The organism is Luteimonas chenhongjianii, from assembly GCF_002327105.1.
Taxonomy (GTDB): Bacteria; Pseudomonadota; Gammaproteobacteria; order Xanthomonadales; family Xanthomonadaceae; genus Luteimonas; species Luteimonas chenhongjianii.
The window spans coordinates 2,698,984-2,723,833 of the sequence record NZ_CP023406.1; the positions used below are offsets into that span (position 1 = coordinate 2,698,984).

At 69.5% G+C, this 24,850-nt stretch carries 14 protein-coding genes; 3 read left to right on the forward strand and 11 right to left on the reverse strand.

Features of this window, described 5'->3' with window-relative positions:
* The first annotated feature begins 870 nt into the window (after positions 1-870).
* On the forward strand, positions 871-1,908 hold the full coding sequence (locus tag CNR27_RS12260; protein ID WP_096299173.1) for an endo-1,4-beta-xylanase: 1,038 nt from the start codon (positions 871-873) through the stop codon (positions 1,906-1,908).
* 187 nt (positions 1,909-2,095) lie between these two features.
* Positions 2,096-3,286, forward strand: coding sequence for an endo-1,4-beta-xylanase (locus CNR27_RS12265; RefSeq protein WP_096299175.1), 1,191 nt, complete (start codon positions 2,096-2,098; stop codon positions 3,284-3,286).
* A gap of 52 nt (positions 3,287-3,338) precedes the next feature.
* On the opposite strand, the gene CNR27_RS12270 is transcribed toward CNR27_RS12265, so the two are convergent.
* The 4 genes from CNR27_RS12270 to CNR27_RS15775 all read right to left on the reverse strand — a co-directional run bounded on the left by CNR27_RS12270 (position 3,339) and on the right by CNR27_RS15775 (position 12,295).
* Positions 3,339-6,104 carry a glycoside hydrolase family 3 protein gene (locus tag CNR27_RS12270; RefSeq protein WP_096299177.1) on the reverse strand — a complete coding sequence of 922 codons (2,766 nt, stop codon included), beginning with the start codon at positions 6,102-6,104 and terminating at the stop codon, positions 3,339-3,341.
* A gap of 23 nt (positions 6,105-6,127) precedes the next feature.
* Positions 6,128-7,807 (reverse strand): glycoside hydrolase family 43 protein, encoded by a 1,680-nt coding sequence (locus CNR27_RS12275; protein WP_425435522.1) that lies wholly within the window; start codon positions 7,805-7,807, stop codon positions 6,128-6,130.
* 409 nt (positions 7,808-8,216) lie between these two features.
* Positions 8,217-10,148, reverse strand: a complete 1,932-nt coding sequence (locus CNR27_RS12280) for a sialate O-acetylesterase (RefSeq protein ID WP_096300627.1) — start codon at positions 10,146-10,148, stop codon at positions 8,217-8,219.
* A 38-nt stretch (positions 10,149-10,186) separates the two neighbouring features.
* Positions 10,187-12,295, reverse strand: coding sequence for an alpha-glucuronidase family glycosyl hydrolase (locus tag CNR27_RS15775; protein ID WP_245815814.1), 2,109 nt, complete (start codon positions 12,293-12,295; stop codon positions 10,187-10,189).
* Between the two features lie 193 nt (positions 12,296-12,488).
* On the opposite strand from CNR27_RS15775, the gene CNR27_RS12290 reads away from it, so the two are divergent.
* The gene (locus CNR27_RS12290; protein ID WP_096300629.1) at positions 12,489-13,550 is read left to right on the forward strand and encodes a LacI family DNA-binding transcriptional regulator; all 1,062 of its coding nucleotides are present in this window, start codon (positions 12,489-12,491) and stop codon (positions 13,548-13,550) included.
* Positions 13,551-13,637: 87 nt separating this feature from the next.
* Here the strand turns inward: CNR27_RS12290 and xylA are convergent, their stop codons facing one another.
* The 7 genes from xylA to CNR27_RS12325 all read right to left on the reverse strand — a co-directional run bounded on the left by xylA (position 13,638) and on the right by CNR27_RS12325 (position 24,850).
* Positions 13,638-14,972 carry a xylose isomerase gene (gene xylA / locus CNR27_RS12295; protein ID WP_096299179.1) on the reverse strand — a complete coding sequence of 445 codons (1,335 nt, stop codon included), beginning with the start codon at positions 14,970-14,972 and terminating at the stop codon, positions 13,638-13,640.
* A 96-nt stretch (positions 14,973-15,068) separates the two neighbouring features.
* Positions 15,069-16,583 carry a xylulokinase gene (gene xylB, locus CNR27_RS12300; protein ID WP_096299181.1) on the reverse strand — a complete coding sequence of 505 codons (1,515 nt, stop codon included), beginning with the start codon at positions 16,581-16,583 and terminating at the stop codon, positions 15,069-15,071.
* Positions 16,584-17,338: 755 nt separating this feature from the next.
* Positions 17,339-18,232 (reverse strand): 2,3-dihydro-2,3-dihydroxybenzoate dehydrogenase, encoded by an 894-nt coding sequence (locus tag CNR27_RS12305; protein ID WP_096299183.1) that lies wholly within the window; start codon positions 18,230-18,232, stop codon positions 17,339-17,341.
* A gap of 153 nt (positions 18,233-18,385) precedes the next feature.
* Complete coding sequence (locus CNR27_RS12310) at positions 18,386-22,309, reverse strand: non-ribosomal peptide synthetase (RefSeq protein WP_096299184.1); 3,924 nt, start codon at positions 22,307-22,309, stop codon at positions 18,386-18,388.
* On the reverse strand, positions 22,306-22,572 hold the full coding sequence (locus CNR27_RS12315) for a phosphopantetheine-binding protein (protein WP_096299186.1): 267 nt from the start codon (positions 22,570-22,572) through the stop codon (positions 22,306-22,308). The genes CNR27_RS12310 and CNR27_RS12315 overlap by 4 nt, the downstream gene beginning before the upstream one ends.
* A complete protein-coding gene (locus tag CNR27_RS12320; protein ID WP_096299188.1) occupies positions 22,569-23,204 on the reverse strand; it encodes an isochorismatase family protein in 636 nt (211 codons plus the stop codon). Before CNR27_RS12320 ends, CNR27_RS12315 begins: the two co-directional genes overlap by 4 nt.
* Positions 23,204-24,850, reverse strand: coding sequence for a (2,3-dihydroxybenzoyl)adenylate synthase (locus tag CNR27_RS12325; protein WP_096299190.1), 1,647 nt, complete (start codon positions 24,848-24,850; stop codon positions 23,204-23,206). Before CNR27_RS12325 ends, CNR27_RS12320 begins: the two co-directional genes overlap by 1 nt.

The window sequence follows — 24,850 nt, forward strand, 5'->3', positions numbered from 1 at the left end:
CGAGCTGGAGCGGTGCCCGCCACCGGTCACGCCGACCTGAGCGAAAGCGATCCGCGGTTGCCGGGCCAGGTTGTCCAGGGTGCGGCCGGCCCCGAACCGCGGCGACATACGTACCCGGAGATCTCCCGTGCCGGGCGATGCCGGGCCCGGCGCATGGGACAACGTGCCTGGCGTGGTTCGGATCTGCACCGCACTCCCCTCCCGTGTCTGGTCGCGTCGTGGCGGTCGCGGGGAATGCGCATCGCCAGGACGTTCTGTGATGTCGGTCGCCATCTTCGCCCGCGGGTCCACGCGATCCGGGCGAGATGCGGATCGACGGTAGCGCTATCATTTCCCGCACGCACGCTGCGCAGCAGCAAGAATTCCGGCAGCCGGCGCAGACATGCCATATCCGCTCGATTGAAGCGCTATCCGCTGATCGATCCGGACAGTCGCCCGCGTCATTGATGCACCGCAGAACGGGTTTCATGCTCGGCCATGTTAGTGATAGCGCTATCACTAGACGCCGCTTGGAGACCTCGATGCTGCCATGTGCAGGCGCCCGGATAGCGCCGCAGATGCACGACGCTGCGGATATCCAGCTGCCTGCATCGAGCCGGGAGTCGGTCACGCCGGGTTCGCCAGATCAGTTGCTCCCTGCTGGTTGCGGCGGTCCGATCGCCGGAGCGAACGTGCGACGGTCACGTACGCAGTCCCATGCGGCGATGTGTTTGCTTGCCGTTGGCGTATCTCTCCGCTCCGCGCCCATCCATTCCCGCGCCGGTATGACTCGACCCCGCCCAAGGACGTGAGCCTGCTCCCATCACCCACCCCGGCACCGCGCGCCCATCGGGCCGCATCGCCATGACCCATGGAGGCGTTTTTCAGCCTATGCGCACATTCCGGACCACGCCACTCGCGACGTTGATCGCCCTGCCCCTCCTCCTGGCCGCTTGCGGTTCCCAACAGTCGCCAGAGGACGCGACCTCGACGCCGCAGCCCGGCCCCGATGCGCCGCTCGCTACGGGCCGGCCCAAGTTTCTCGGCGGGGCGCACAGTCCGCCGCAGGCGGAAGGTTTCGCCGACTACTGGAACAAGGTCACGCCGGAGAACGGCGGCAAATGGGGCGAGGTCGAGGCCGAGCGCGACGTGATGAACTGGGACCAGCTCGACGCCGCCTGGCGCGTCGCCCGGGACAACGGCTTCCCGTTCCAGATGCATGTGATGGTCTGGGGCAATCAGCAACCCGAATGGATCGAGACCCTTGCGCCGGAGGAACAGCGCGCCGAGATCGAGGAGTGGTTTGCCGCGGTGGCCGAGCGCTACCCGGGCATCGACATCGTCGAGGTCGTCAACGAACCGCTCAACGATCCACCATCGAAGGACGACGAGGGCGGCGGCAACTATATTGCCGCGCTTGGCGGAGACGGTGACAGCGGCTGGGACTGGATCCTCGAGTCCTTCCGGATGGCGCGACGGCATTTCCCCAATTCCAAACTGATGCTCAACGACTACAGCGTGACCAACAGCGAGGACGCGACCCGGCGTTACATCGAAATCGTGCGCTTGCTGCAGGCCGAGAACCTGCTCGACTTGATCGGCGTCCAGGGCCATGCGTTCTCCACCACCGAGGAGACGTCGATGGACGTGCACCGCGCGAACCTCGATGCACTCGGCGCGACCGGGCTGCCGGTCCACGTGACCGAGTTCGACATCGACGGGCTTGACGATGCCGTGCAGCTGGCCAGCTACCAGCGCGTGTTCCCGGTGTTCTGGGAGCATCCTGCGGTCACCGGCATGACACTGTGGGGCTTCCGCCGCGGACTCTGGCGCGACAACCAGGGCGCATACCTGATCCGCGAGGACGGCAGCGAACGGCCTGCGCTGGAGTGGCTGCGTGGCTACGTGGGCGGACAGGACAGCCGGTGACCGTGCCGGAGGCCGCGCCCCGTCTGCGCGGCCGAACGACGAAGATCGCACGCCGCGCCGCAATCCGCGCACAGGTGCCGCGTGGCGCGGTGATGCCCTCCCAGCGAGGCCGACGCGGCGGGCGATCGACTCCCCGCAGCCCGACCCGACGCCAATCCGCACCGGCGCAGCCCATACAAGGAGTTTCATGCACACCCGACTTCGCCTGCTGGCCACCGCCCTGCTGCTCGCCGCCGGCCTGGAAACGTCGCTGCTTGCGGCCCCGCCGGCCGCTCACTCTCCGGTGCAGCCCGGCAAGGCCGCGCCGAGCCTGAAACAGGTCTACGCCGACGCCTTCGCGTTGGGCACCGCGGTCAATGACGACATCGTCGCGGGCCGTGATCCGCGCGCGCAGGCGCTGGTGGTGCAGCATTTCAACGCGCTGACCGCCGAGAACGTGATGAAGGCCGAGGTGCTGCATCCCGAAGCGGACCGCTGGGACTTCGACGCCGCCGATGCCTTCGTCGCGTTCGGCCGGCAGCACGACATGTTCCTGATCGGTCACACCCTGGTGTGGCACAACCAGACGCCGGCGTGGTTTTTCGAAGCTGCCGCCGGCACCCAGGCCGACACCGCGACGATGCGCCAGCGCATGCGCGACTACATCCACAACGTCGCCGGCCGCTACGCCGGCAAGGTGCAGGCCTGGGACGTGGTCAACGAGGTGATGGGCGAGGACGGCCAGTACCGCGACACGGTGTGGACGCGCGCCTACGGCGGCGACGGCGACGCCCTGGTGCGCGATGCCTTCCGCTTCGCCGGCGAGGCCGCGCCGGACGCCGAGCTCTACTACAACGACTTCAATGCCTGGCGACCGGAGAAGCGCGACGGCATCGTGCGCATGGTGAAGATGCTGCAGGACGCCGGCATCCGCATCGACGGCATCGGCATCCAGGGCCACTGGGGCCTCAACTACCCGTCCACCGCGCACATCGAGGCCGCCATCGACGCCTATGCCGCGCTCGGGGTGAAGGTGATGATCACCGAACTCGACGTGGACGTGCTGCCGTTGACGAAGGAAGGCCAGATCATCGGCCAGGGCATGACCCACCCGCAGTTCCAGCTGCCCGAGTTCAAGACCTTCCTCGACCCCTATCGCGACGGCCTGCCCGGGCCGGTGGAGCAGCAGCTGGCCGATCGCTATGCCGAGCTCTTCCGCATCTTCCACGCGCGGCGCGACAAGCTGCACCGCGTGTCGGTCTGGGGCGTGGAGGATGGGATGTCGTGGAAGAACGACTATCCCATCCCGGGCCGCACCAACTACCCCCTGTTGTTCGATCGCCAGGGACAGCCCAAACCCGCTTTCAGTGCCGTGGTCGCCGTACCGGCCGGCCCCTGACCGGCAGCCGGTCCGGGCAGGCACGGCGAAGCGGGCCGGGCATCGGCACCCTTCAGTCCGCCCCGGTGGAAATGCTCGGTGTCACGTGCAACTCCGTGCTTGCGCGGATGTCCGCGCTGGATGCGCCCACTTCGACGTCATAGCGACCGGCATCGACCGCATAGCCGCCGGCGGCCTCGTCGTAGTGGCGCAGATCGCGCGAGGGGGAGACGCGGAAGCTCAGCTCGCGCGACTCACCGGGCGCCAGGTGCACGCGCTGGAAACCGCGCAGCTCGCGCAGCGCACGCTCGCGCGCCGGGGCCAGCGGCCGCAGGTAGAGCTGGACGACCTCGTCGCTGGCGCGCCGGCCGCTGTTGCGCACGGTCAGCGTGGCGGTGACGGTGTCGTCAGGCGCCGCGCGCTCGCGGTCCAGCCGAAGCCCGCTGTAGTCGAACGTGGTGTACGACAGGCCATGACCGAACGGATACAGCGCCTCACCCTTGAAATAGCGGTAGGTGCGGCCGGCCATGGCGTAGTCGTCGAACGCCGGCAGCTGCTCGTCGGCGCTGTAGAACGTCACCGGCAGGCGACCGGCCGGGCTGACATCGCCGAACAGCACGTCGGCCACGGCATTGCCGCCGCGCTGGCCCGGGTACCACGCCACCAGGATTCCCGGAAGGTGCTGCCTGGCCCAATCCACGCCCAGCGCCGAGCCGGTGGTCAGCACCAGCACCACCGGCTTGCCGGTCGCGTGCAGGGCTTCCAGCAGCGTCTGCTGGGTGGCTGGCAGGCGGATGTCGGTGCGGTCACCGCCGGCGAAGCCGGGATAGTTCACCGTCATCTCCTCGCCTTCGACGTCGCCGGTCAGGCCGCCAACGAAGACCACGGCATCGGCATCCTGCGCGGCCGCCAACGCGGTCTCGAACGGCGATTTCGCACCGGGCAGTTCCCAGGCCAGGCGCACGCCGGCATCGCGCTCGCCCTCGTAATACTCCAGGCGCAGGTCGTAGGCGCGACCGGCCTCCAGGTCGAGTTGGACGCTGTCGGCGCGCATGCGCTCGGCGTCCTCCCAGTGGTCCAGCACCGGCGTGCCGTCCACGTACAGCCGGAAGCCGTCGTTGGCGCCCACCTCGAGCCGGTAGCGTCCGCTCACCGGCGGCAACAGCTGGCCGCTCCAGCGGATGCTGAAGTTCTCGTTGGGCACGGCGTTGTCGGGCCCGGCCTCGCCACGCGCCATCAGGTTGTCGGTGGGCGAGCCACGGTCCCAGCGGAAGCCGATCTGCGGGTCCACGCGCACCAGCACCGGCTCACCGGAAAGCGCCTTGTTGCGAAAGTACTCGCCGCGCAACCCACGCTCGTTGGAACCGGGTTGCGGACGCAGGTACTGCGGCTCGATAAGCGGCATCGCTGCCGGATCCTCGCGCCCCTCCACCAGGTCGGCGCCGCGCGCGTACACCACCTCCGTGCGCGGCGACGCCTCGCGGATCCCGCGCAGGATCGTCACCGGATCGGCCGGGGTGCCGTAATAGTTGCCCAGCAGGGCCATGGTGTCGTCGGCGGTCGGGCCGATCACGGCCAGGCGGCGGATGTCCTTCGACAGCGGCAGCACCCCGTCGTTCTTCAGCAGCACGATCGACTGCTGCGCCGCGCGCCGCGCCAGCGCGTCATGGGCCGGCGCCTGGTTGACGGTGTAGGGCGTCCCTGCCCAGGGCACCTGGTCCGCGGGGTCGAACATGCCCAGTTCCATGCGCGTGGTCATCAGCCGGGTCAACGCATCGTCGAGCTCGGCTTCGCCGATCAGGCCCTTGCGTACCGCAACCGGCAGGTGCTCGGCATAGGTGCTGCCGCAGTTGAGTTCGGTGCCGTTCTTCACTGCCAGCGCCGCCGCCTCTTCCGGCGTGGCGACGATCTTGTGGTTCTTCCAGATGTCGACGATCGCCCAGCAGTCGGACATCACATAACCCTCGAACCCCCACTGGTCGCGCAGGATGTCGCGCAGCAGCAGCTTGCTGCCGCTCGCCGATTCGCCGTAGACGCGGTTGTAGGCACCCATCACCGCCTTGACCTGGCCCTCGGTCACCAGCGTCTCGAAGGCCGGCAGGTAGGTTTCCCACAGGTCGCGCCGCGACGGATGCACGTCGAAGGTATGGCGGTCGGCCTCCGGGCCGCTGTGCACGGCGAAGTGCTTGGCGGTGGCGTCGAGCTTGCGATACTTCCCGCCCTGCGATTCGGGCAGCGGGCTGCCATCGGGCGCCACGCCCTGCAGGCCGCGCACGAAGGACACGCCCATGCGCGCGGTGAGATACGGATCCTCGCCGTAGGTTTCCTGGCCGCGGCCCCAGCGCGGATCGCGGAAGATGTTGATGTTGGGCGACCAGAAGGTCAGCCCCTGGTAGCGGCCATGCTGGCCGTTGCGGAAGAACTCGTGATGCTTGGCGCGCGCCTCATCGCTGATGGTGCGCGAGACCTCGTCCATCAGCGGCACGTCGAACGTCGCCGCCATGCCGATCGCCTGCGGAAAAACGGTCGCTCCGCCCGCGCGCGCCACCCCATGCAGCGCCTCGTTCCACCAGTCGTAGGCCGGCAGGCCGAGCCGCTCGATCGCCGGCGAGTCGTTCTGCATCTGCGCGGCCTTCTCCTCCAGCGTCATCTGCGCAACCAGCGCGGCCGCGCGCGTCTGGAAGTCCTTGGAGGTGTCCTGCCAGGCACGCGTTCCATCGGCGGCCACTGCCGCCAGGGCCGGTACCGCCGCCAGCAGCGCGGCCGCGCAGGCCCGCAGCAGTGGTTTCGTGCGTGAAGCGCCGCGCCGCGGCGGCGTGCCTTGTTTCAGTCGCTGCATGTTCCCGTTTCTCCCAGGTCGTGTCATTGCGCGGCGCGTTCGTCGCGCGCGTGCGGGCCGATGGTGGCGCCGACGAATCCGCCAGCCTCGTCGGTACTCAGGATCGTGCCGTCGGCATCGCGGGTCAGCCATTGCACGCCGTTGCCATCGCCGGCATCGAAGCCGAAGCCATAGCGCCCCTCGTCCCCCTCGATGTGCAGCGTGTACAGCGGCGCCTCGGCGGCGGACTGCGTGGCGACCACCTCGCTGTCGCCGGCGCCGGCCTTCCTCTCGAGAAAGACCTCGACGCGTCCGCCGTCGCTGCGGCGCAGGCCGAGGAAATACCAGTGCGTCTCGCCCTGGAACGCGGCCAGGCCTGCGGCCACGCCCGGCGCCGGCAGCGCCATCGCGGTGCTGGCCTCGAACACCTGGTGCTGCTGCCGGCGCGCGTAGAACGCCGGGTTGACCAGAGTGTCCAGGCGTTCGGGCAAGGGCGTGATCGCCAGCCAGCCCGGGCGGGCGCTGCCGTCGTACCACTGCGTCTTGGGCACGCGCGGGGTCATCCAGCCCTTGCCCAGCTCGACCGTGTCGAACTCGTCGCGCCAGGTGAAGTTGCCGGTCATCGGCGCCTGCTCGGCGGGCGTCTTCATGAAGGACGGACCCGGCAGCACGTAGGGGATCTCCTGCCCACGCGGCAGGATCACCGGCCAGCCGTCCTTCCAGGTCACCGGCAACAGGAAGGTCTCGCGACCGGTGTTGTACTGGCGCACGGCGTAATTTCGGCTGGCCAGGAACACCGCCCACCAGCTCCCGTCAGGCCCCTGCACCAGGTCGGCATGGCCGGCGTTGGTGATCGGCAGCGGGCGATCGGGATCGAGGTCGCGCTGGGTGAGGATCGGATTGTCCGCATACGGCTCGTACGGACCCCAGACATCGCGGCTGCGCAGGATCACCTGCGAGTGCTGCGGGCCGGTGCCGCCCTCGGCATTGTTGAGGTAGTACCAGCCATCGACCTTGTAGATGTGCGGCCCTTCGATCCAGATCGGATTCTCCTCGGGCTTCACGCCGCCATCGATCAGCACCTTGCGCGGACCGAAGGGCTTCTTGCTGGCGATGTCGATCTCCTGCAGCCAGATGGCGCGGTGTCCGTCGTAGCGCACCGGCACCGCCGGCTCGTCGTTGTTGAGGATGTAGACCCTGCCGTCGTCGTCGAAGAACAGCGATGGATCGATGCCGCCGATGCCCGGCAGCCAGAACGGATCCGACCACGGGCCGGCCGGGTCGGTGGCGGTGACGATGAAATTGCCGCCGGCATCGACCGAGGTGTTGACCACGTAGAAGGTGCCGTCGTGGAACTCGATCGTCGGCGCGAACACGCCGCGCGACAGGCCGAGCCCGTCGAAATCCAGCTGCCCGGGGCGATGGATCGCATTGCCCACCTGCGTCCAGTGGACCATGTCCTCGCTCTCGAACACCGGGATGCCGGGGAAGAAAGTGAAGGTGGATGCCACCAGGTAGAACTTGCCGTTGGCGGCGGTGACGCTGGGATCGGAATGGAAACCCGACAGCACCGGGTTGCGGAAACTGCCTGCCGGGACCGGCGCCTCGAAGGCTGCGTCACGGCCGGTGTACTCGAACCAGTCGAAGTAGACGGGCGTGGGCGAGGCGGATCCCGGCGGCTGCGCGAACGCAGCGGGGCCGACTACGGCAGTCGCGGCCGCCAGGGCGCCGAGCAGGGTGGCTCGGGCCGCGCTCCGCAGCGCTCTGCGCCATGCCCCCGCCGGCAGATACCGCGCGTCGCCGCGCCTGCCGTCATCGTCCGCTGCCGGGCGCGGGTCGGGCACCCGGGGATCCCGCAGTTGCGAGGGGACATCAGGTTCGCGTCGGTCGAACCCGGCGTCGCCGAAACCGCCCCCGCCCGCACCGGTGACGCGCCTCCGGGTCACCAGCTTGCGGCCGGGACAGGCGACGATGACGCGTGCATCGACGGGCTCAGGATCTCGATTCCGGCTGTGGGCGCGTGGGTCGGTGGCTGTGGGCATGTCGGCTTCCTGTGCTTGACGGTGCGGTTGCGATGGGTGGAGCGTGACGCGCAGGCGGAGACGGCAACCTGGAACGCCAGCGCGGGCGGCGTCAGTGGATGTCGATCTCGAACGGTCCCGCCGGCAGGTCCGCCGCGTCGAACAGGTTCACCAGCGGGGCATCCGCCCATGCATGGCGCACGCGGACCGGCACCATCCCGGGCTCGACGCGCAAGTGCACGCGGGGGCCATCCACGCGTGCCTCGGCGAAGCGGCAGCTGTCGGCCGCCGCGCCGCACAGCTCGAATCCGACCGGCCCGGCGGCGCCGTGCGCGGACAGATGCCCCTCGACGTCGGCGAAGTTCACCACCACGTCGCCCCCCTCACGGCGTGCGTCCCGCGGCACCGGACCCGACGGCGCGATCCGCTCGCCGTAGACCGCATGGCGGGCGGCGCGCGCAAGGCGGCGCCCCAGTGCCTGCTTGTTCGGCGGATGGATGTCGTAGCGATCCCCGATATCGATCGTCACCGCCAGCGCGCTGTGCGCTTCGTTGGCGACGGCGCGCTGCGCCTCGCGCAGTGCGGCCCAGTCGCTGCTGCCGGGTGCGCTGGTCGGCGTGCCGTAGTTGGCCAGCTGGACGACGAGGAACGGCAGGGCGGAATCGCCGAACCGGCTGCGCCAGTCGTCGCGCAGGCCGCGCAGCAACGCGGCGTAGGCATCGGCCTCGAAGGTGTTGGATTCGCCCTGGTACCAGAGCATGCCGCGCAGGCGCATTCCTGCCAGCGGCGCGATCATGCCGTTGTACAGCGTCGACAGGCCGGCCGCGGATTGCCAGGGCGCGCGCGGGGGTGAGCCCACCGTGTCCGGCACCACGCGATAGCGCCAGCCGCCATCGAGCGGCACCGTGCTGCCGTCGGCCAGTTGCAGGAAATGCGCGGACGCCGGTCCGGCCAGTCCGCCCTCGCGATAGGTGTCGAGCACGTTGACGACAATACGGTTGTCGCCGGCGCGCAGAAGGCCTGGCGGCAGCGCATAGGTGCGCGCCATTCCTGCCCCGTAGGTACTGCCAACGGCCCGGCCGTTGACCCAGGTGGTATCCATCTCGTCGGCGGGGCCAAGCACCAGGGTCGCCTGTTGCGCAGCCTGCGCCGCGGTCAGCCGAACGTTGGTCCGGTACCACAGCATGCCGTCGAACGCAGCGAGATCCGGGGTGCCCCAGTGCTCCCACGCGCCGAGCCCGGGCGGCGCTGCACGCCACTCGCCGCCATCGGCCTCACCCTCCCATGGCCGGTCATCGGCAGCGATGCCGGGCCGCTGCTGCCACCAGTCGGCCCAGATGCTGCCCCAGCGCTCGAGTGCGTCGGCCGGCTCCGTCGCGTAGAGCGCCAGCACGTCGAGTTCGTCGTCGTAGGCGCCTGCGGCGCGCAGCGCATCCGCGCTGGTCCATGCCTGGATGCGCGAACCACCCCAGGACGCGTTGACCAGGCCCATCGGCACGTCGACGTTCTTCTGCAGTTCGCGGGCGAAATACCAGCAGGCGGCGGAGAACTCGCGGATCGAATCCGGGTTCACGCTCTGCCAGCGCGTGTCGCCACCGAATGTCGACTGCGGCGCCGGGCTGGAGGACTGCGGAACGGTCAGCAGACGGATGGTTTCGCTGGCCGCGCCTGCGATCTCGGCCCGCGCATCCAGCGAGCGCCATACCTGCAGTTCCATGTTCGACTGCCCGGAGCACAGCCAGACATCGCCAACGAGCAGGTCGTCGACGGTCCGCGATGCCTCGCCCGTACGCGCGGTCAGGGTGTAAGGCCCGCCGGCCGGCAGCGCCGGCAGCTCGACCGTCCAGCGCCCGTCGGCGCCCGCCTGCGCGCTGCGGCGATGCTGCGCCAGTGCGACCTGTACCGTCGCGCCGGGCGACGCATCACCCCATATCCGGATCGGCTGGTCGCGCTGGAGCACGGCGTGGTCCTGGAACAGCGGATGCAGCAGCGTGGCAGCAGTGTCGTCGGCCATTGCCGGCGCAAGTGGCGCGAGCAGGAGCATCAGCACTGCCAGTCCCCTTCCCTTCCCCGATCGTTCGCTCACTTCGTGTCCCCCGGCGCATGCGGAAATTCCAGCGTCTTGTAGTGTTCGAGCGCATGCGGCGGCGGCGCGGCGCCCGCGGGCAGCGGCATCCCGGAGATCGACTGGAAGTACGCCACGCTGGCATCGCGCCACCACTGCGCCTCGTCCTGCTGGATCGCGAGGAACGCCGCGACCTGCGCATGGCGCCCGGCATCGATGCGGCCGTCGAGACCGGACCAGGCGGCGCGCATGTCGCGCACGGCATCCACCCCGCGGTCGTAGCGAAACACCAGCTCGTCCCACAGCCTGCGCCCACTGCGCATCGGGTGGTCCCAGGGCACGTGGTGGAACCACAGCAGCAGCTCTTCCGGCGTTTGCGCGACGTCGTCGAAGACACCGGCCACCGGGGCCGCGTACTGCGAGACCGCATCGCTGCCGCGGCGCGTGCGGTCGAAGCCGATGCCGTTGCGGTCCGCCCGGTGGAAATACACCGAGGTCCAGTCCGCGCGCGGCCCGCCGTCCACCCACGGGCCCGGGCCGTAGTGATGGCCGCGTCCCATCAGGTGATGCAGGCCGAGCGCACCGGTGTAGTCCACCACCGCCTCGCGCGAGGCCATCATCATGCCGACCACCGGCTCGACCACGGCGGCGTCGTTCGAGAATGTCATCCGTGTCCACTCGACCGCGATGTCGCGTGACGACAGCTCCGGATTCCATGCCAGCCGGCCGAACGCATACCAGTTGGCCTGGTCGAAATGCGAACCGCTCCAGTTGCGGTCGCTGCCGATGTTGGCGACGCCGGCGATCCCCGTGAGCGCGTGGCCGTGCAGTGAGCCGTCGATCACCCGCGCGACGCTGGAGCCCGGGCCCTGCACGTGGGTGTCGGCGCGCAGCACCTCCTCGTAAAGCGGGCCGGTGTAGGCGAGGTGCGTGGAGAAACCCAGATACTCCTTGGTGATCTGGAACTCCATCATCAGTGGTGTCCGCGGCATCGCGCCGAACAGCGGATGGAAGGGCTCGCGCGGCTGGAAGTCGATCGGGCCGTTCTTGACCTGGACCAGCACGTTGTCGCGGAAGCGCCCGTCGAGCGGCACGAACTCGTTGTAGGCCTGCCTGGCGCGGTCGACCGGCTCCTCGTCGGAATAGACGAAGGCACGCCACATCACGATTCCGCCATGGGGCGCGAGCGCATCGGCCAGCATGTTGGCGCCATCGGCGTGGCTGCGGCCGTAGTCCTGCGGGCCGGGCTGACCCTCGGAGTTGGCCTTGACCAGGAAGCCGCCGAAGTCGGGGATCGCGCTGTAGATCTCATCCGCCTTCGCGCGCCACCAGGCCTGGACCGCGGGATCGACGGGGTCGGCCGTGGCGAGACCGCCGATCTGCATCGGCGCACTGAAGCGCGCGCTCAGGTAGACCTTCATGCCGTAGGGGCGCAACACGCCGGCGATCGCCGCGACCTTCTCCAGGTACATGGGTGTCAGCACGTCTGCATTCGCATTGACGTTGTTGAGCACGGCGCCGTTGATGCCGATGGAGGCATTGGCCCGCGCATAGTCGGTATAGCGCGGGTCCAGCCAGCCCGGCAGGCGATGCCAGTCCCAGATCGACTGTCCCGAATAGCCGCGTTCGACGTAGCGGTCGAGGTCGTCCCAATGGTTGAGTACCCGCACCTGCAGGCGCGGCGCCTCGCGGATGTCGAGGTCGGCGAGCGGTTGGCCGGTCTGCAGCAGGCGCAGCAGATGGAAGGCGCCATAGAGCACGCCGATATCGTCGTTGGCCGCCACCACCGTCGTCGCATGGCCATCGACGATGGCGCTGCGGATCCGGTAGCCCTCGCGCCCCAGTCCTTCCAGGTCGAGACCCAGGCGGGCAATCTGCGACGAAGACGCCGGCGTGCCGACGAGCAGCGCGGCATCCTCGGTCACCGTATCGGCGCCGACCGGCGCAACTCCGGACAACGCCTGCAGACCACGCAGAAGCTCACGTCGCGTCGCCGCCTGGACCGGCGATTCCGATCCGGCCACGAGCTGCGCGATGCCCGGGCCGTGCGAATCCGGATCGGCCACGACTGCCGGCGCGTAGCGCAGCCACAGCTCGTAGCCGTCCTCGGCGTGCAACGCAGGCATCGCGGCCAGCAGTACGCCCCAGCACACCAGCGCAGCCACGGTTCTGGCGATGCGCGGTGGACGCGGATCGTCCCCCGCATGGGTTAGCGTTAACATCCACGGCATATGGATCCCCCCCGGGAACCGGCTTTCATGCGATGGGCCCGCCCTGCGCCAAGGTCGGCCCGTCGCCTGGCAAGTGAAGGAACGAACGTTGGAGAAACCCAGGAAATCGGTCCGCCGCAAGACACGCGGCGTGACCATCGCGGAAGTGGCGGCCCACGCCGGCGTGTCGCCGATGACGATCTCGCGGGTGATCAACAACCAGGGCAAGGTGCGCGAGAGCACGCGCGAACGCGTGCTCAGCGCGGTGCGCGAACTCCACTACACGCCCAATCTGGCGGCGAGCTCGCTGGCTGCCGCGCAGCACACGCGCATCGCGCTGGTCTATACCAATCCCAGCGGCGCCTATCTGCGCGAGCTTCTGGTCGGCCTGCTGCGCGTGGCCTCGGCCACCGCGATCCAGCTGGTCATCGACTACTGGGACGAACTCGACGCCAATGCCGAACGCAAGGCCGCACGTGCCCTGGCCAAGCGGGTGGACGGGATCATCCTGCCGCCGCCGCTGTGCGAATCGAAGGCGGCGGTCAACGAATTCGTGCGCGCCGGCGTACCCGTGGTCGCGATCGCGTCGGGACATTTCAGCGACGACATCTCCTGCGTGCGCGTCGACGAATTCCGCGCGGCCAAGGAAATCACCGAACACCTGATCCAGCACGGGCACACGCGCATCGGCTGCATCAAGGGCGGTACGTATCTCAGCGCCTCCACCCGCCGCTACGAGGGCTTCAAGGCGGCGCTCGACGAGGCAGGGATCGAGCTGGAGCCGGCGCTGGTGCAACAGGGCGACTACACCTACCGTTCGGGGCTCGCCGCGACCGAGACGCTGCTGGCGCTGCGCAAGCCGCCCACGGCGATCCTGGCGTCCAACGACGACATGGCCGCCGCCGCGATCTCCGTCGCCCACCGGCGCGGCCTGGACGTGCCACGCGACCTGTCGGTGGTGGGCTTCGATGACAGCTCGGCCGCGACCACCGTCTGGCCGGAACTGACCACGATCAGCCAGCCGATCGCCGCGATGGCCAACACCGCGATCGACGTCCTGGTGCGCGGCATCCGCCGCAACGACGCCACCACTCGGGTGCTCAGCGACCACGTGATCGCGCACCGGCTGATCGTGCGCGATTCGGTGGCGCGCCCGCCGCGGCAGAAATAGGCGGCAGCATGACAACGGGGCCGCTGCGCGTCCGGAGGGTGATCCGGAGTCTGCGCAGGCGGCCCGTGACGTCATGCTGCCCTGCCCTCAGCGCAGCAGGTACTGGTTGAGCAGGTTCTCGTAGGCTTCCTGGCGGCCGCTGCGCTGCTGCGGCTCGCCGGCCTTCGAGGCGATGCCGTACAGATCGGTCAGCGACAGGCGGCCGGCTTCGAAGGCCTGGCCGTCACCGGAATCGAAGCTCGCGTAGCGCTCTTTGCGCCACTGCTCCCACGGCGAGTCCTCGAGCAGTGCGTGCGCCACTTCCAGACCCCGGGCGAACGCATCCATGCCGCCGATGTGGGCAATGAACAGGTCCTCCATGTCGGTGGATTCGCGCCGCGGCTTGGCATCGAAGTTGAGGCCACCCTCGATGCCGCCCTGGCGCAGCACCACCAGCATCGCGCCGACGGTGTCGTAGAGATCGGTCGGGAACTGGTCGGTATCCCAGCCGTTCTGCGCATTGCCGCGGTTGGCATCGATGCTGCCGAGCAGGCCGTGATCGCTGGCCACCTGCAGGTCGTGCTCGAAGGTATGGCCCGACAGCGTCGCGTGGTTCGCTTCGATGTTGAGCTTGAAGTCCTTCTCGAGGCCGTGCTCCTTGAGGAAGCCGGCGACGGTCGCGCTGTCGAAGTCGTACTGGTGCTTCATCGGCTCCATCGGCTTGGGCTCGATGAGGAAGTTGCCCTTGAGGCCGATGCTGCGTCCGTAGTCGCGCGCCATGGTCAGGAAGCGGGCGAAATGCTGCAGCTCACGCTTCATGTCGGTGTTGTGCAGGCTGGCGTAGCCCTCGCGGCCGCCCCAGAACACGTAGTGCTCGCCGCCCAGCTCGACCGTCGCCTCCAGCGCCGCCTTGACCTGCACGGCAGCGCGCGCGACCACTGCGAAATCGGGATTGGTCGAGGCACCGTTCATGTAGCGCGGGTGCGAGAACAGGTTGGCCGTGCCCCACAGCAGTTGCATGCCGGTGGCCTGCTGCCGCTCCTTGGCAAGCGCGACCATGTGCTTGAGGTTCTTCTCGTACTCGCCGATGTCTTCGGAATCCGGCGACAGGTCGACATCGTGGAAGCACCAGTACGGCACGCCGAGCTTGGTGAAGAATTCGAACGCGGCGTCGACCTTTGCCTCGGCGGCGGCGAGCGGCGTGCCGCCCTCCCAGGGGAAACGCCGCGTGCCGGGACCGAAGGGATCCTGGCCGGCATTGGAGAACGTGTGCCAGTAGCAGACGGCGAACCGCAGGTGTTCGGCCATCGTCTTGCCGCCGATGCGGCGGTTCGCCTCGTAGACCTTGAAGGCGAGCGGATTGTCGGAATCGCGACCTTCGAACGGGATGGTGCCGATGCCGGGGAAGTACTCGCGGTCACCGATGAAATGCTGTGCGCTCATGTGGGGGTCTCGTGTGGTGCGTGGAAAGAGTGATGAAGCCGGGCGCGTGCTCGCGCGCCTCGAGGATGGGGATCGTCGGCTTGCGATGGGCCGTCGTCATTGCAGTGGGGCGGGCGGCGACTCGGCGTACAGCGGACGGACCGCATCGAGGTGTCGCAGGAAGCGCTGATAGGCCGGTCGATAGGCGCGGACGCGTTCGGGATCGGGCGAACAGCCCAGCGCCGGATCGACCGCGACATGCTCGGCAGCGAGTGCGGCCAGTGTGGTCGCCTCGCCGCGACTGCGCGACAGTGACCATAGCGCCTGCAAGGCCGCGCCGAACGCTGCGCTCTCGGTCTGGGCGGGCACGTCGACAGGACAGTCGAACACGTCCGCCACCATCTGTCGCCATGCCGCGCTGTTGGCGCCGCCGCCGGTGAGCGCGATGCGATCGAACTGCATGCCTGCGGCGACGAAGGCGTCGTAGCCGTAGCGCAGGCTGTAGGTCGCGCCTTCCATCGCCGCCCGGTAGATCTGCGCCTCGCGCATGTTGTGCGGGGCCAGGCCCGCCAGCACGCCCTTGCCCAGCGGCAGGTCCGGCGTGCGTTCGCCGTTGAGGAACGGCAGGAAGGTGAGGCCGTCGGCGCCCGGCTGCGTCGCGTCGATACGGGCATCGCCGTCGCGGGTACTGAAGCCGAACATCTTGGCGACCTGCTCGGTGACGACGGTGCAGTTCATCGTGCAGATCAGCGGCAGCCAGCCGCCGCTCGAGGAACAGAACGCAGCCCAGGCGCCGCCGGGGTCGACGATCGGCTGGTCGGCATACGCGAACAGCGTGCCCGACGTCCCCAGGCTCATCGTCAGCCGGCCTTCGCTCACGCAGCCGGTGCCGATCGCGGCCATCATGTTGTCGCCGCCGCCGGCGGACACGCGCACATCCCGCGACAGGCCGAGCTCGGTGGCGATACCGGGCAGGATCGCGAACGACGCATCCGCATCGACCAGGGGCGGCAGGCAGCCGCCGAGGTCGCGCCCCGCATCGGTCGCCGCCAGCAGCTCCGCCGACCACTGCCGTGTGCGCACATCCAGCCAGCCGGTGCCCGACGCATCGCCGTGCTCGCAGTAGCGCTCGCCGGTGAGGACGAAATTCAGATAGTCGTGCGGCAGCAGGATCGTCGCGAGCCTGGCGTAGACCTCCGGCCGGTGTTCGCGCGTCCAGGGCAGCTTGGATGCGGTGTAGCCGGCCAGGATCGGATTCCCCGCCAGTTCGATGCAGCGCGCGGGCCCGCCTACCGCGTCCATGATCGGGCCGCACTGGGCGCTCGTGCTGGTGTCGCACCACAGCTTGGCCGGACCGAGTACCTGCCCCGCCTCATCGACCGGCACGAAACCATGCTGTTGCCCGGACACGCCGAGCGCAGCGATGCGATGACGCAGGCCGACGTCGATCGCCGCGAAGCAAGCGCGCATCGCATCCACCCAGGCGGCAGGATCCTGCTCCCGGCTGCCGTCATCGCCACTCGTCAGATCGAGCGGGGCACTGGCACTGGCGAGGACCACGCGCGCGTCCGCGTCGTACACCACCAGCTTGACGCTCTGCGTTCCCGCGTCGAGGCCTGCGACGACCGTCACTGACGTGCTCCCGCACAAAGAAAGTTAGCGCTAACACTGGCGGGACCAAAAAAAAGGAGACGCGGTTCAACGGAAGGAGGCATGGGACGGCGCAGGAATTCGGCGGTGTCCGCACTCTAGCAGCTGCACCTGAAAGTGCTTGCTGCGCTGCAAAATCCGGGCGGTCGCATGCGCTGCGGTCCGCTTTCCTCGGGACAACGCCGCCGCTCGACTGTGCGCGCGAGCGCCGGCCCGGACTCGTCCGCCGCCAGCCGACGCGGCGCCTTCCACCCCGACCGCAGGGCGGTCCGGCCACGTGCCGGAAGCCGCAGGAGACCCGGACCGGTGCCGCTGGCCGAGCGGACCCGCGCGCGCCTCGCCACTTGACGCCGCGCTTCTCGCGCCTCTCCGGCCCGCTGTCCACAGACGGTGTGGATGGTCCGATGACAAAGGTGTGGATAAGCCCCGCAAGGCCGCTTGCGGAGTGGCGCGCGATTGCCTGGTCAAAAAATAGCCACCACGGCGAACGGCCCCGCAATGCCCGCTTGACCCGCGCACCTCGATGTGGATCCCGGGGAACGACGAGCGGCCATCTGGTCGGGTGATCGGACCGCACCGCGGTGATGACCTCAAGCCGACGTCGGTCTCCGGGCGTCCGATCCCCGCCTGCGCAGCGCGCCCAGGCCGGCCGACGCTTACGCGGTGGCTTCATGCAGACCTTGCACAGGCTCCGGGCGCCCCGGCCGTGCGCGGCGCTGGTGCCCGAACACCGGCCCTCAGGCCCGCAGCGTGGCGCCGCCGTCCACGTAGAGATCGCTCATCGCGATGTGCCCGGCCTGTTCCGACAGAAGGAACATCACCGCATGCGCGATGTCCTCCGGCTCGGCGAGCTTGCCCAGCGGGATGCCGCTCTTGAACGTCTCCAGAGTGCCGGCGATGGTGCGTGCCTCGCCGCCGGCGTCGGTCCACATGCCGGTCTGCATCGGCGTGCGCGTCGAGCCCGGCGCGACGATGTTGCAGCGGATGCCGAGCGGCGCGAGCTCCAGGCCGAGGCAGCGCACGAACATCGTCGTCGCGGCCTTGGATGCCGCATAGGCGGCCATGTTCTGCCGCGGGATGCCGGCAGCATTGGAACTGACGGTCACCATCGCGCCACGACGGCGGGGTGCCATGACCCTGGCCAGCGCCTGGGACACGTGGAATACGCCGTCGGTGTTCACGGCAAAGGTGCGGCGCCATTCCTCGGCGGTGAGGTCGAGAACCGACGCGGTCGACAGGATGCCGGCGACATTGACCGCGAGATCGATGGGGCCGAGCTCGGCTTCGATCCGTGCGACAAGCGCATCGACGGCGTCGGCATCGGCGACGTCGAGCGGATACGGATGAAAGCCCGCAACACCGGCCCCCGGCACCGCTTCCCTGTCCGCAGACGCGGCGCCTGATCGCCGCGGCCCAAGGGCTTGCGCGGCTTCTACCCCGGAGCGAGGCGTCGCGGCGCAGCCGGCCGAGGCCCGATCATGGTCATCGAGCACCTCGACCATGGACGCCTCCCGATCCGTTGCGACCACTGTCGCGCCGCTCTGGCGCAGCAGGCGCGCGACCGCGCGACCGATGCCGCCGGCAGCGCCGGTCACGAGGGCGATCTTTCCGTCAAAACCTGTGAGCTGCATGGAGAAGTTCCGGAGTGCTGGCGTTTCGGGTGGAGTCTGGCGCAAACGGTTTGCAGGTACTTTTTGGAATCACCAAGTGCATGCGCCGGGGCGGCGTCACCGGGATGGCCTCGCGCTGTGCCGCCAGCTTCGCAGATCATCCGGAGACTGCGCTCATCCGGACTCGGCATCGAACGCTGCAAGACGCGCGTCCAGCAGCGGCGCGATGTAGGCGGTGGCGTCGCGGCCGGTCAGCTCGGCGTGCAGGAACGGCAGCTCGACAGAGTCGACCCGGGCCGCGTGCGGCGCCCACAGCGACGACTGCAGATGCGGCTGGCCGGCATGGTCGCGCCCGGCGCGGACGTGCAGGATCGGGCCGTCGAAGCGCGTGTGGTGGTGCAGGCGTACAAGCCGGTTGGTGTCGGTGACCGCGCGCACCACGCCGTCAAGGACGGCGCCGGGAAGATTGCCGAGCGCACTGTCGCCACGACGCAGGAAATCGACGATGGCCTCGCGCGTCTGCAGGCCGGGATAGGCCTCGGGGTCGTAGCCGGCGATGGCGAGCAATGCGCGCAGCGCTGCAACCGGATCGGGCTCGGGCTCCGCGCGCCAGACCTCGGCCGGGTAGGCATCGAGCAGCGCAAGCAGCCCGACCTCGCGACCGAGGCTGCTCAGGCGCGTGGCCATCGCCTGGGCAAGGATGCCGCCCACCGACCAGCCCAGCAGGTGCACCGGGCCCGCGGGCTGCAACGCGATCACACGCTCGACGTACTCCGCCGCAAGCATCTCGATACTGCCCGGCAACGGCTGCGCGAGATCCAGCGCCGGCGACTGCAGGCCGAACACCCTGCGCGTCGGCGCGAGCGTGTGTGCGAGTTCGCGGTAGCACCAGGCGATGCCGCCGGCCGGATGCACGGTGAACAACGGTGCGTGCCGCGTGTCGCCCTGCGCGAGCGCGATCACCGGGGCCAGGCCGTGGTCGGGATCAACGTCGCTGCCCGCATCAAGCGCGGCGCTCAGGCCCGCGACGGTCGGCGTCGCGAACAGGGCACCCAGGCCGGGGTCGCGGCCGAAGTGCTGCTGGATCGCGAGCAGCAGATGCACGGCGAGCAGCGAATCACCGCCGAGCGCGAAAAAATCCGAATCCGAGCCGACGCGCTCGACGCCGAGGGTCTGGGCGAACAGTGCAGCGAGCGCGATCTCGGTGGGCGTGCGCGCAGGCGCGATCGCGCCCGCTTCGAATGCGGGTGCGGGCAGCGCGTCGCGGTCGAGCTTGCCGTTGGCGGTCACCGGCCAGTCGGTCAGCGCGACGAACGCCGCCGGCACCATATAGTCCGGCAACTGGGCGGCAATGGCCGCACGCAGGGCCGCAGGGTCGAAGCCGTGTTCGGGCTGCAGGTAGCCGACCAGGCGCCGGTCGCCAGCGCGGTCCTCGCGCACGATCACCGCCGCCTGCGAGGCGAGGCCGCTGGCGACGATTGCAGATTCGATCTCGCCCAGCTCTATCCGCAGGCCACGCAGCTTGACCTGGTGGTCGCTGCGGCCGAGGAACTCGACCGCCCCGCCCTCGCGCCAGCGCGCGAGATCGCCGGTGCGGTAGATGCGCTCGCCCGGCAGATGCGGATCGTCGAGGAAGCGCTCGGCGGTCAGGTCGTCGCGGCCCAGATAACCGCGCGCAAGCTGCACGCCGCCGAGGTAGAGGTCGCCGACCACGCCGGGTGGCAACGGCCGCATGCGTGCGTCGAGCACGTACAGCCGGGTGTTCCAGACCGGGAACCCGATCGGCACCGGCCGCGAGCTGTCCGTCCTGCCGGCCGGCCAGAAGCTGACGTCGACCGCCGCTTCGGTCGGCCCGTAGAGATTGTGCAGCTCGGCATCGACCGTCGCATGGAAGCGGTCGCGCAGGTCGGCGTCCAGCGCTTCGCCGCTGACGAACACGCGGCGCGTCGACAGCCCGCGTGCCTGCGGCGCGGCGAGGAATGTGGCCAGCATCGACGGCACGAAGTGCAACGTGGTGATGCCGGCCTCGCGGATCAGCCCCGCGATCGCCACCGGATCGCGGTGCGCGTCCGGCGGTGCGACCACAAGCGTGGCGCCGGCCAGCATGGGCAGGAAGAATTCCCAGACCGAGACGTCGAAGGTCGCCGGCGTCTTCTGCAGGATGCGGTCGGAGGCCGTGATGCCGTAATGGGTGCGCATCCATTCGAGGCGGTTGACGATCGCCCGGTGCTCGACGACGACGCCCTTGGGCTCGCCGGTCGAGCCGGAGGTGTAGATGACGTAAGCCGCGTGCCCTGGATCGACCGCCGGCAGCGCGGCTTCCGCCTCACTGGACCGCGGCCAATCGCGCGGCGCGTAATGCGGCAGACCTTCCGGCCATTCGATGCCGTCATCGTCGTGCGCGAGCAGCGCAATGGGTCTTGCGGATCGCAGGATCCGGGCGCGACGCTCCAGCGGATGCGCCAGATCCATCGACAGATAGGCCGCGCCTGCACGCAGTACCGCGACCAGCGCGACGATCAGCTCGACCGAACGCGGCATCGCGACCGCGACCACGTGGTCGGCGCCGGCGCCGCGCGCGCGCAAGGCCTGCGCGAGTGCGCGCGTGCGCGCATCGAGTTCGCGGTAGGTCAGGGTCGCGCCGTCGAACATCAGCGCCGGGGCGTCCGGGGTGGCGGCCATCGACGCTTCGATCAGCGCGGCCAGACTCGTTGCGGGCACCGGATGCGCAGTGGCATTGAACTCGAACAACGTGCGCCGGGACTCGGCCGGCGTGGCGAGCGGCACATCGTCGAGACCCGCGTCCGGTTGCACCGCGCATTCGAATGCGGCAAGCAGGAACGTGCGCAGCCGCGCCGCATGCGCGGCGACATCGGCAGCGGTATACAGATCCGGGTTCGCCTCGATCTCGAGATCCAGCGCCTGCGCGCCATCGCCGCGGAAGCCGAGCGTGATGTCGTCGACCGGACCTGTCGCAAGGATTTCCAGCGTCGCCGTCGCACCAGCAAGCTTCGCCGGCCGGTAGAACGGCTGGACGTTGATCAGCGGACCGTGCAGGCGCCGCTGGCCGCCGACCAGGCCGAGATCGCGCCGCAGCTGCTCGCCGCGGTAGCGGCCATGACGGCGGCCGCGCACCAGGCCGCGGACCATGGCCTGCATGAAGTCCGCGAGCGGCGCATCCTGCATTGCCGGCACACGCAGCGGCAGTACATTCATGACCATCGCCGGCACGCGCGCCGAGGCGCTGCCCAGCCGCCCCATGAAAGGCACGCCGACCACGGCCTCGCCCTGGCCGCCGAAGCGCTGGCAATACCCGGCGGTGAGTGCGGTCAGCACGTCCGGCCAGGGCTGGCCGAGCGCTGCGGCGGCGCGCGCGAGTGCATCGCGAAAGTCCGCACCCAGAGGCTCGACATGACGCAGGCAATCATGCGCGGCGTGGGCGAAGCCGCCGCCGAGACCGGTCGCGGCCGGCATGCCCGCCAGCGCCTCGTGCCAGTAGGCCGCGTCGGCTTTGCGCTTGTCGGAGGCGCGATAGGCCGCGTCCTCGGCCAGCACGCCGTCGAGCGGCGCGAACGCGGGCGCAGCGCCCGCATCCGCATACAGCGCGCATACCCGCTCGGTCAGCAAGGCCATGCCATAACCGTCGGTGGCCAGGTGGTGCACGCGCAGATACCAGACGTAGCGATCGCCGCCGAGCACATACAGCCGCTGCAGTGCGAGCCGGTCGCGCGCCGGGTCCACCGGCGCATGACGATCGCGGCCCATCGCCGCGCGTGCCGCCGCGTGCGGGTCGGCCTCGCCGCCGAGATCGACGATCTCCAGCTGCGGCAGATGCGCGGCATCGACCCATTGCACCGGACCATCGGCGGTCTCGCGCATGCGCAGGCCCAGTGCAGGCGCTTCGCGCGCGGCGCGATCTGCAGCCGAGGCGAATGCAGCCACGTCCAACGCGCCTTCGATCCACAGCGCATGCGCGGTGTTGAACGCCGGGTTATCCGGCGCCAGGCGCTGCGCATACCACAGGCCCGCCTGCGCTTCGGTCAGCGGCACGCCCGCGGCCTGTACGTCCGCGCCAGTCTGAAGTGCCGCAGTGGTCATCCGGCGCCTGGCAGGTCGCGTTGCAGGCCCTGGACCACCTGCCACCAGCCGGCAAGCGTGGTGTGTTCGGCCAGATGCGAGAACTCCAGCGGCAGGCCGTGTTCGCCCCAGGCCATTACCAGGCCCAGCACGCGCATCGAATCCAGGCCCAGGTCCATCAGGTTGTCGTCGTCGCCGACGTCCTCGGGCGCCTCGCCGATCAGCCTGGCGACATCGGCGCGCATGCGCTCGAGGGTCAGAGGCACGGTCCGGTCGGTGGTCATGGCAACAGCTCCAGAAGTCGGTCGGTGGTCAGCGGCACGCCGCAGGTGCGCGCGATCCAGTGCAGCGCGAGGTCGTGGTCGGCACGCGAGAAGTCGGCAAGCGCATCGGCGATGACGAAGGTTTCGATGTCGCGCTGGAAGGCTTCGGTCGCGGTCGACAGCACGCCGATGTGGGCGTACACGCCGGTGATCAGCAGCTGGTCGCGGCCGCGCGCGCGCATCATGGTGTCGAGATTGCTGCGCTGGAACGCGCTGTATCGATGCTTCACCAGCACGTGGTCGCCGTCCGCGGGCGTCAGCGCTTCGATGATGCTCTCGTGTTCGGGAATGGACTGCATGCCCGGCCCCCACAGGTCGGCCTGCAGGCCGCGGTCGCGCCGGTCCTGGTTGCCGCGCTGCGCGGTATAGAACACCGGAATGCCGCGACTGCGGCAATGCGCGATCAGGCGCGCGAGATTGGCGATCGCGTGCGACAGCGGCGCCTCGTCCTGGGCGAAGGCTGCCAGGAAGTAGCGCTGCATGTCGTGCACGAGCAGCGCCACGCGATGCGTCTGCGGCAGCCATTGCCCGCGCGCGACCGGCAGTTCGTCGGCGCGGGGCAGCGGATATGCGGCGATCTTCGGAAGGCCCATCAGCCGGCGTCCTTTTGGTCTTCGAGGAAGCGCGCACGCAATTGCGCCCGCAGTTCGCGGCGGCTGATCTTGCCGACCGCCGTGGTGCCGAAGGCATCGACGAACACGATCTGGTCAGGCACCTTGAACGCGGCCAGGCCACGGCCACGTACCCAGGCCTTGAGCTCGGCGGGCCGCGGCTTCTCGCCGCCGGGAATCACGAAGGCGCAGCTGCGCTCGCCGAGGTAGTCGTCGGGGACCGACACCACCGCCGCATCGAATACCTGCGGATGCGCGAGCAGATGGTCCTCGATTTCCTCGGCGGAGATCTTCTCGCCGGCGCGGTTGATGTGGTCCGTGGCCCTGCCCTGCACCACCAGATGGCCGCTCGGCAGCCGCTGCACCATGTCGCCGGTCCGGTAGAAGCCGTCCGCGGTGAACGAACGCGCGTTCGCGGCGGCGTCGTTGTGGTAGCCGCGGATCGTGTAGGGGCCGCGCGCAAGCAGATGACCCACCTCGCCATCGGCGACCGGCATGCCGTGATCGTCGACCACCAGCACTTCGTCGTCGTCACTGATCGGCCGGCCCTGTGTGGTCAGCACGAGTTCCTCGGGATCATCGAGACGCGTGTAGTTCACCAGGCCTTCGGCCATGCCGAAGACCTGCTGCAGCCGGCAGCCGAGTCCGGCGACGACGCGCCGCGCGGCCTCGGGCACGAGTTTGGCACCGCCGACCTGCAGCACCTGCAGGCTCGACAGGTCGTGCGTGGACCTGCCCGCGGCGTCGGCCCACAGCAGCGCCAGCGGCGGCACGAGACCGACACAGGTCACGCGCTCGCGGGCGATCAGCGGGAACGCCGCATCGGGCCCGGGTCCCGGGCTCAGCACCACGCGCGCGCCTGCATACAGTGCGCCGAAGAATCCGGGCGAGCTCATCGGAAAGTTGTGCGCGGCCGGCAACGCGACCATGTACACGCTGGCCGCATCGATGCCGCACAGCGCGTTGCTGGCGCGGAAGCTGTAGATGTAGTCGTCGTGCGTGCGCGGGATCAGTTTCGACAGGCCGGTGCTGCCGCCGGAGATCTGCAGGAACGCGACCGACTGCGGATCGGGATCGCCCGGCAGCGGGTCGCGCGGGCCGTCGAGCGCGCCGATGGCCACGAACTCCGCTGCATCGCCGACAACGAAGACGTGGCGCACCGACGGCAGCTCGGCCTGCAGCTCGCGCGCCAGGGCGCGGTAATCGAATGCCTCGTAGCGGTCCGCGCTGATGTAGGCGCTGGCTTCGGACTTGCGGGCGAAGTGGCCGACCTCGGTCAGCCGGTGCGCCGGCAGTGCATAGACCGGCACCAGCTGCGCGCGGAACAGCGCGCAGACCACGGCGATGAATTCCGGAATGTTGCCCAGCTGCACGACGACACGATCACCGGGCACGAGCCCCTGCGCCAGCAGGCCGGCGGCGATGCGTTCGGCCTGTTCCCACAGCTGTGCGTAGGTCCAGCGGGTGTCGCCGCCCACCACGGCGATCGCGTCGGCGAACTCGCGCGCCCGCGCGCGCAGGAACGCTGGAAAGGTCTCGCCGCGCCAGTAGCCGGCAGCGCGATAACGCGCGACGAAATCATCGGGCCAGATCTGGCGCAGCGGAACTCGGGCTGTCGGCTCGGACAT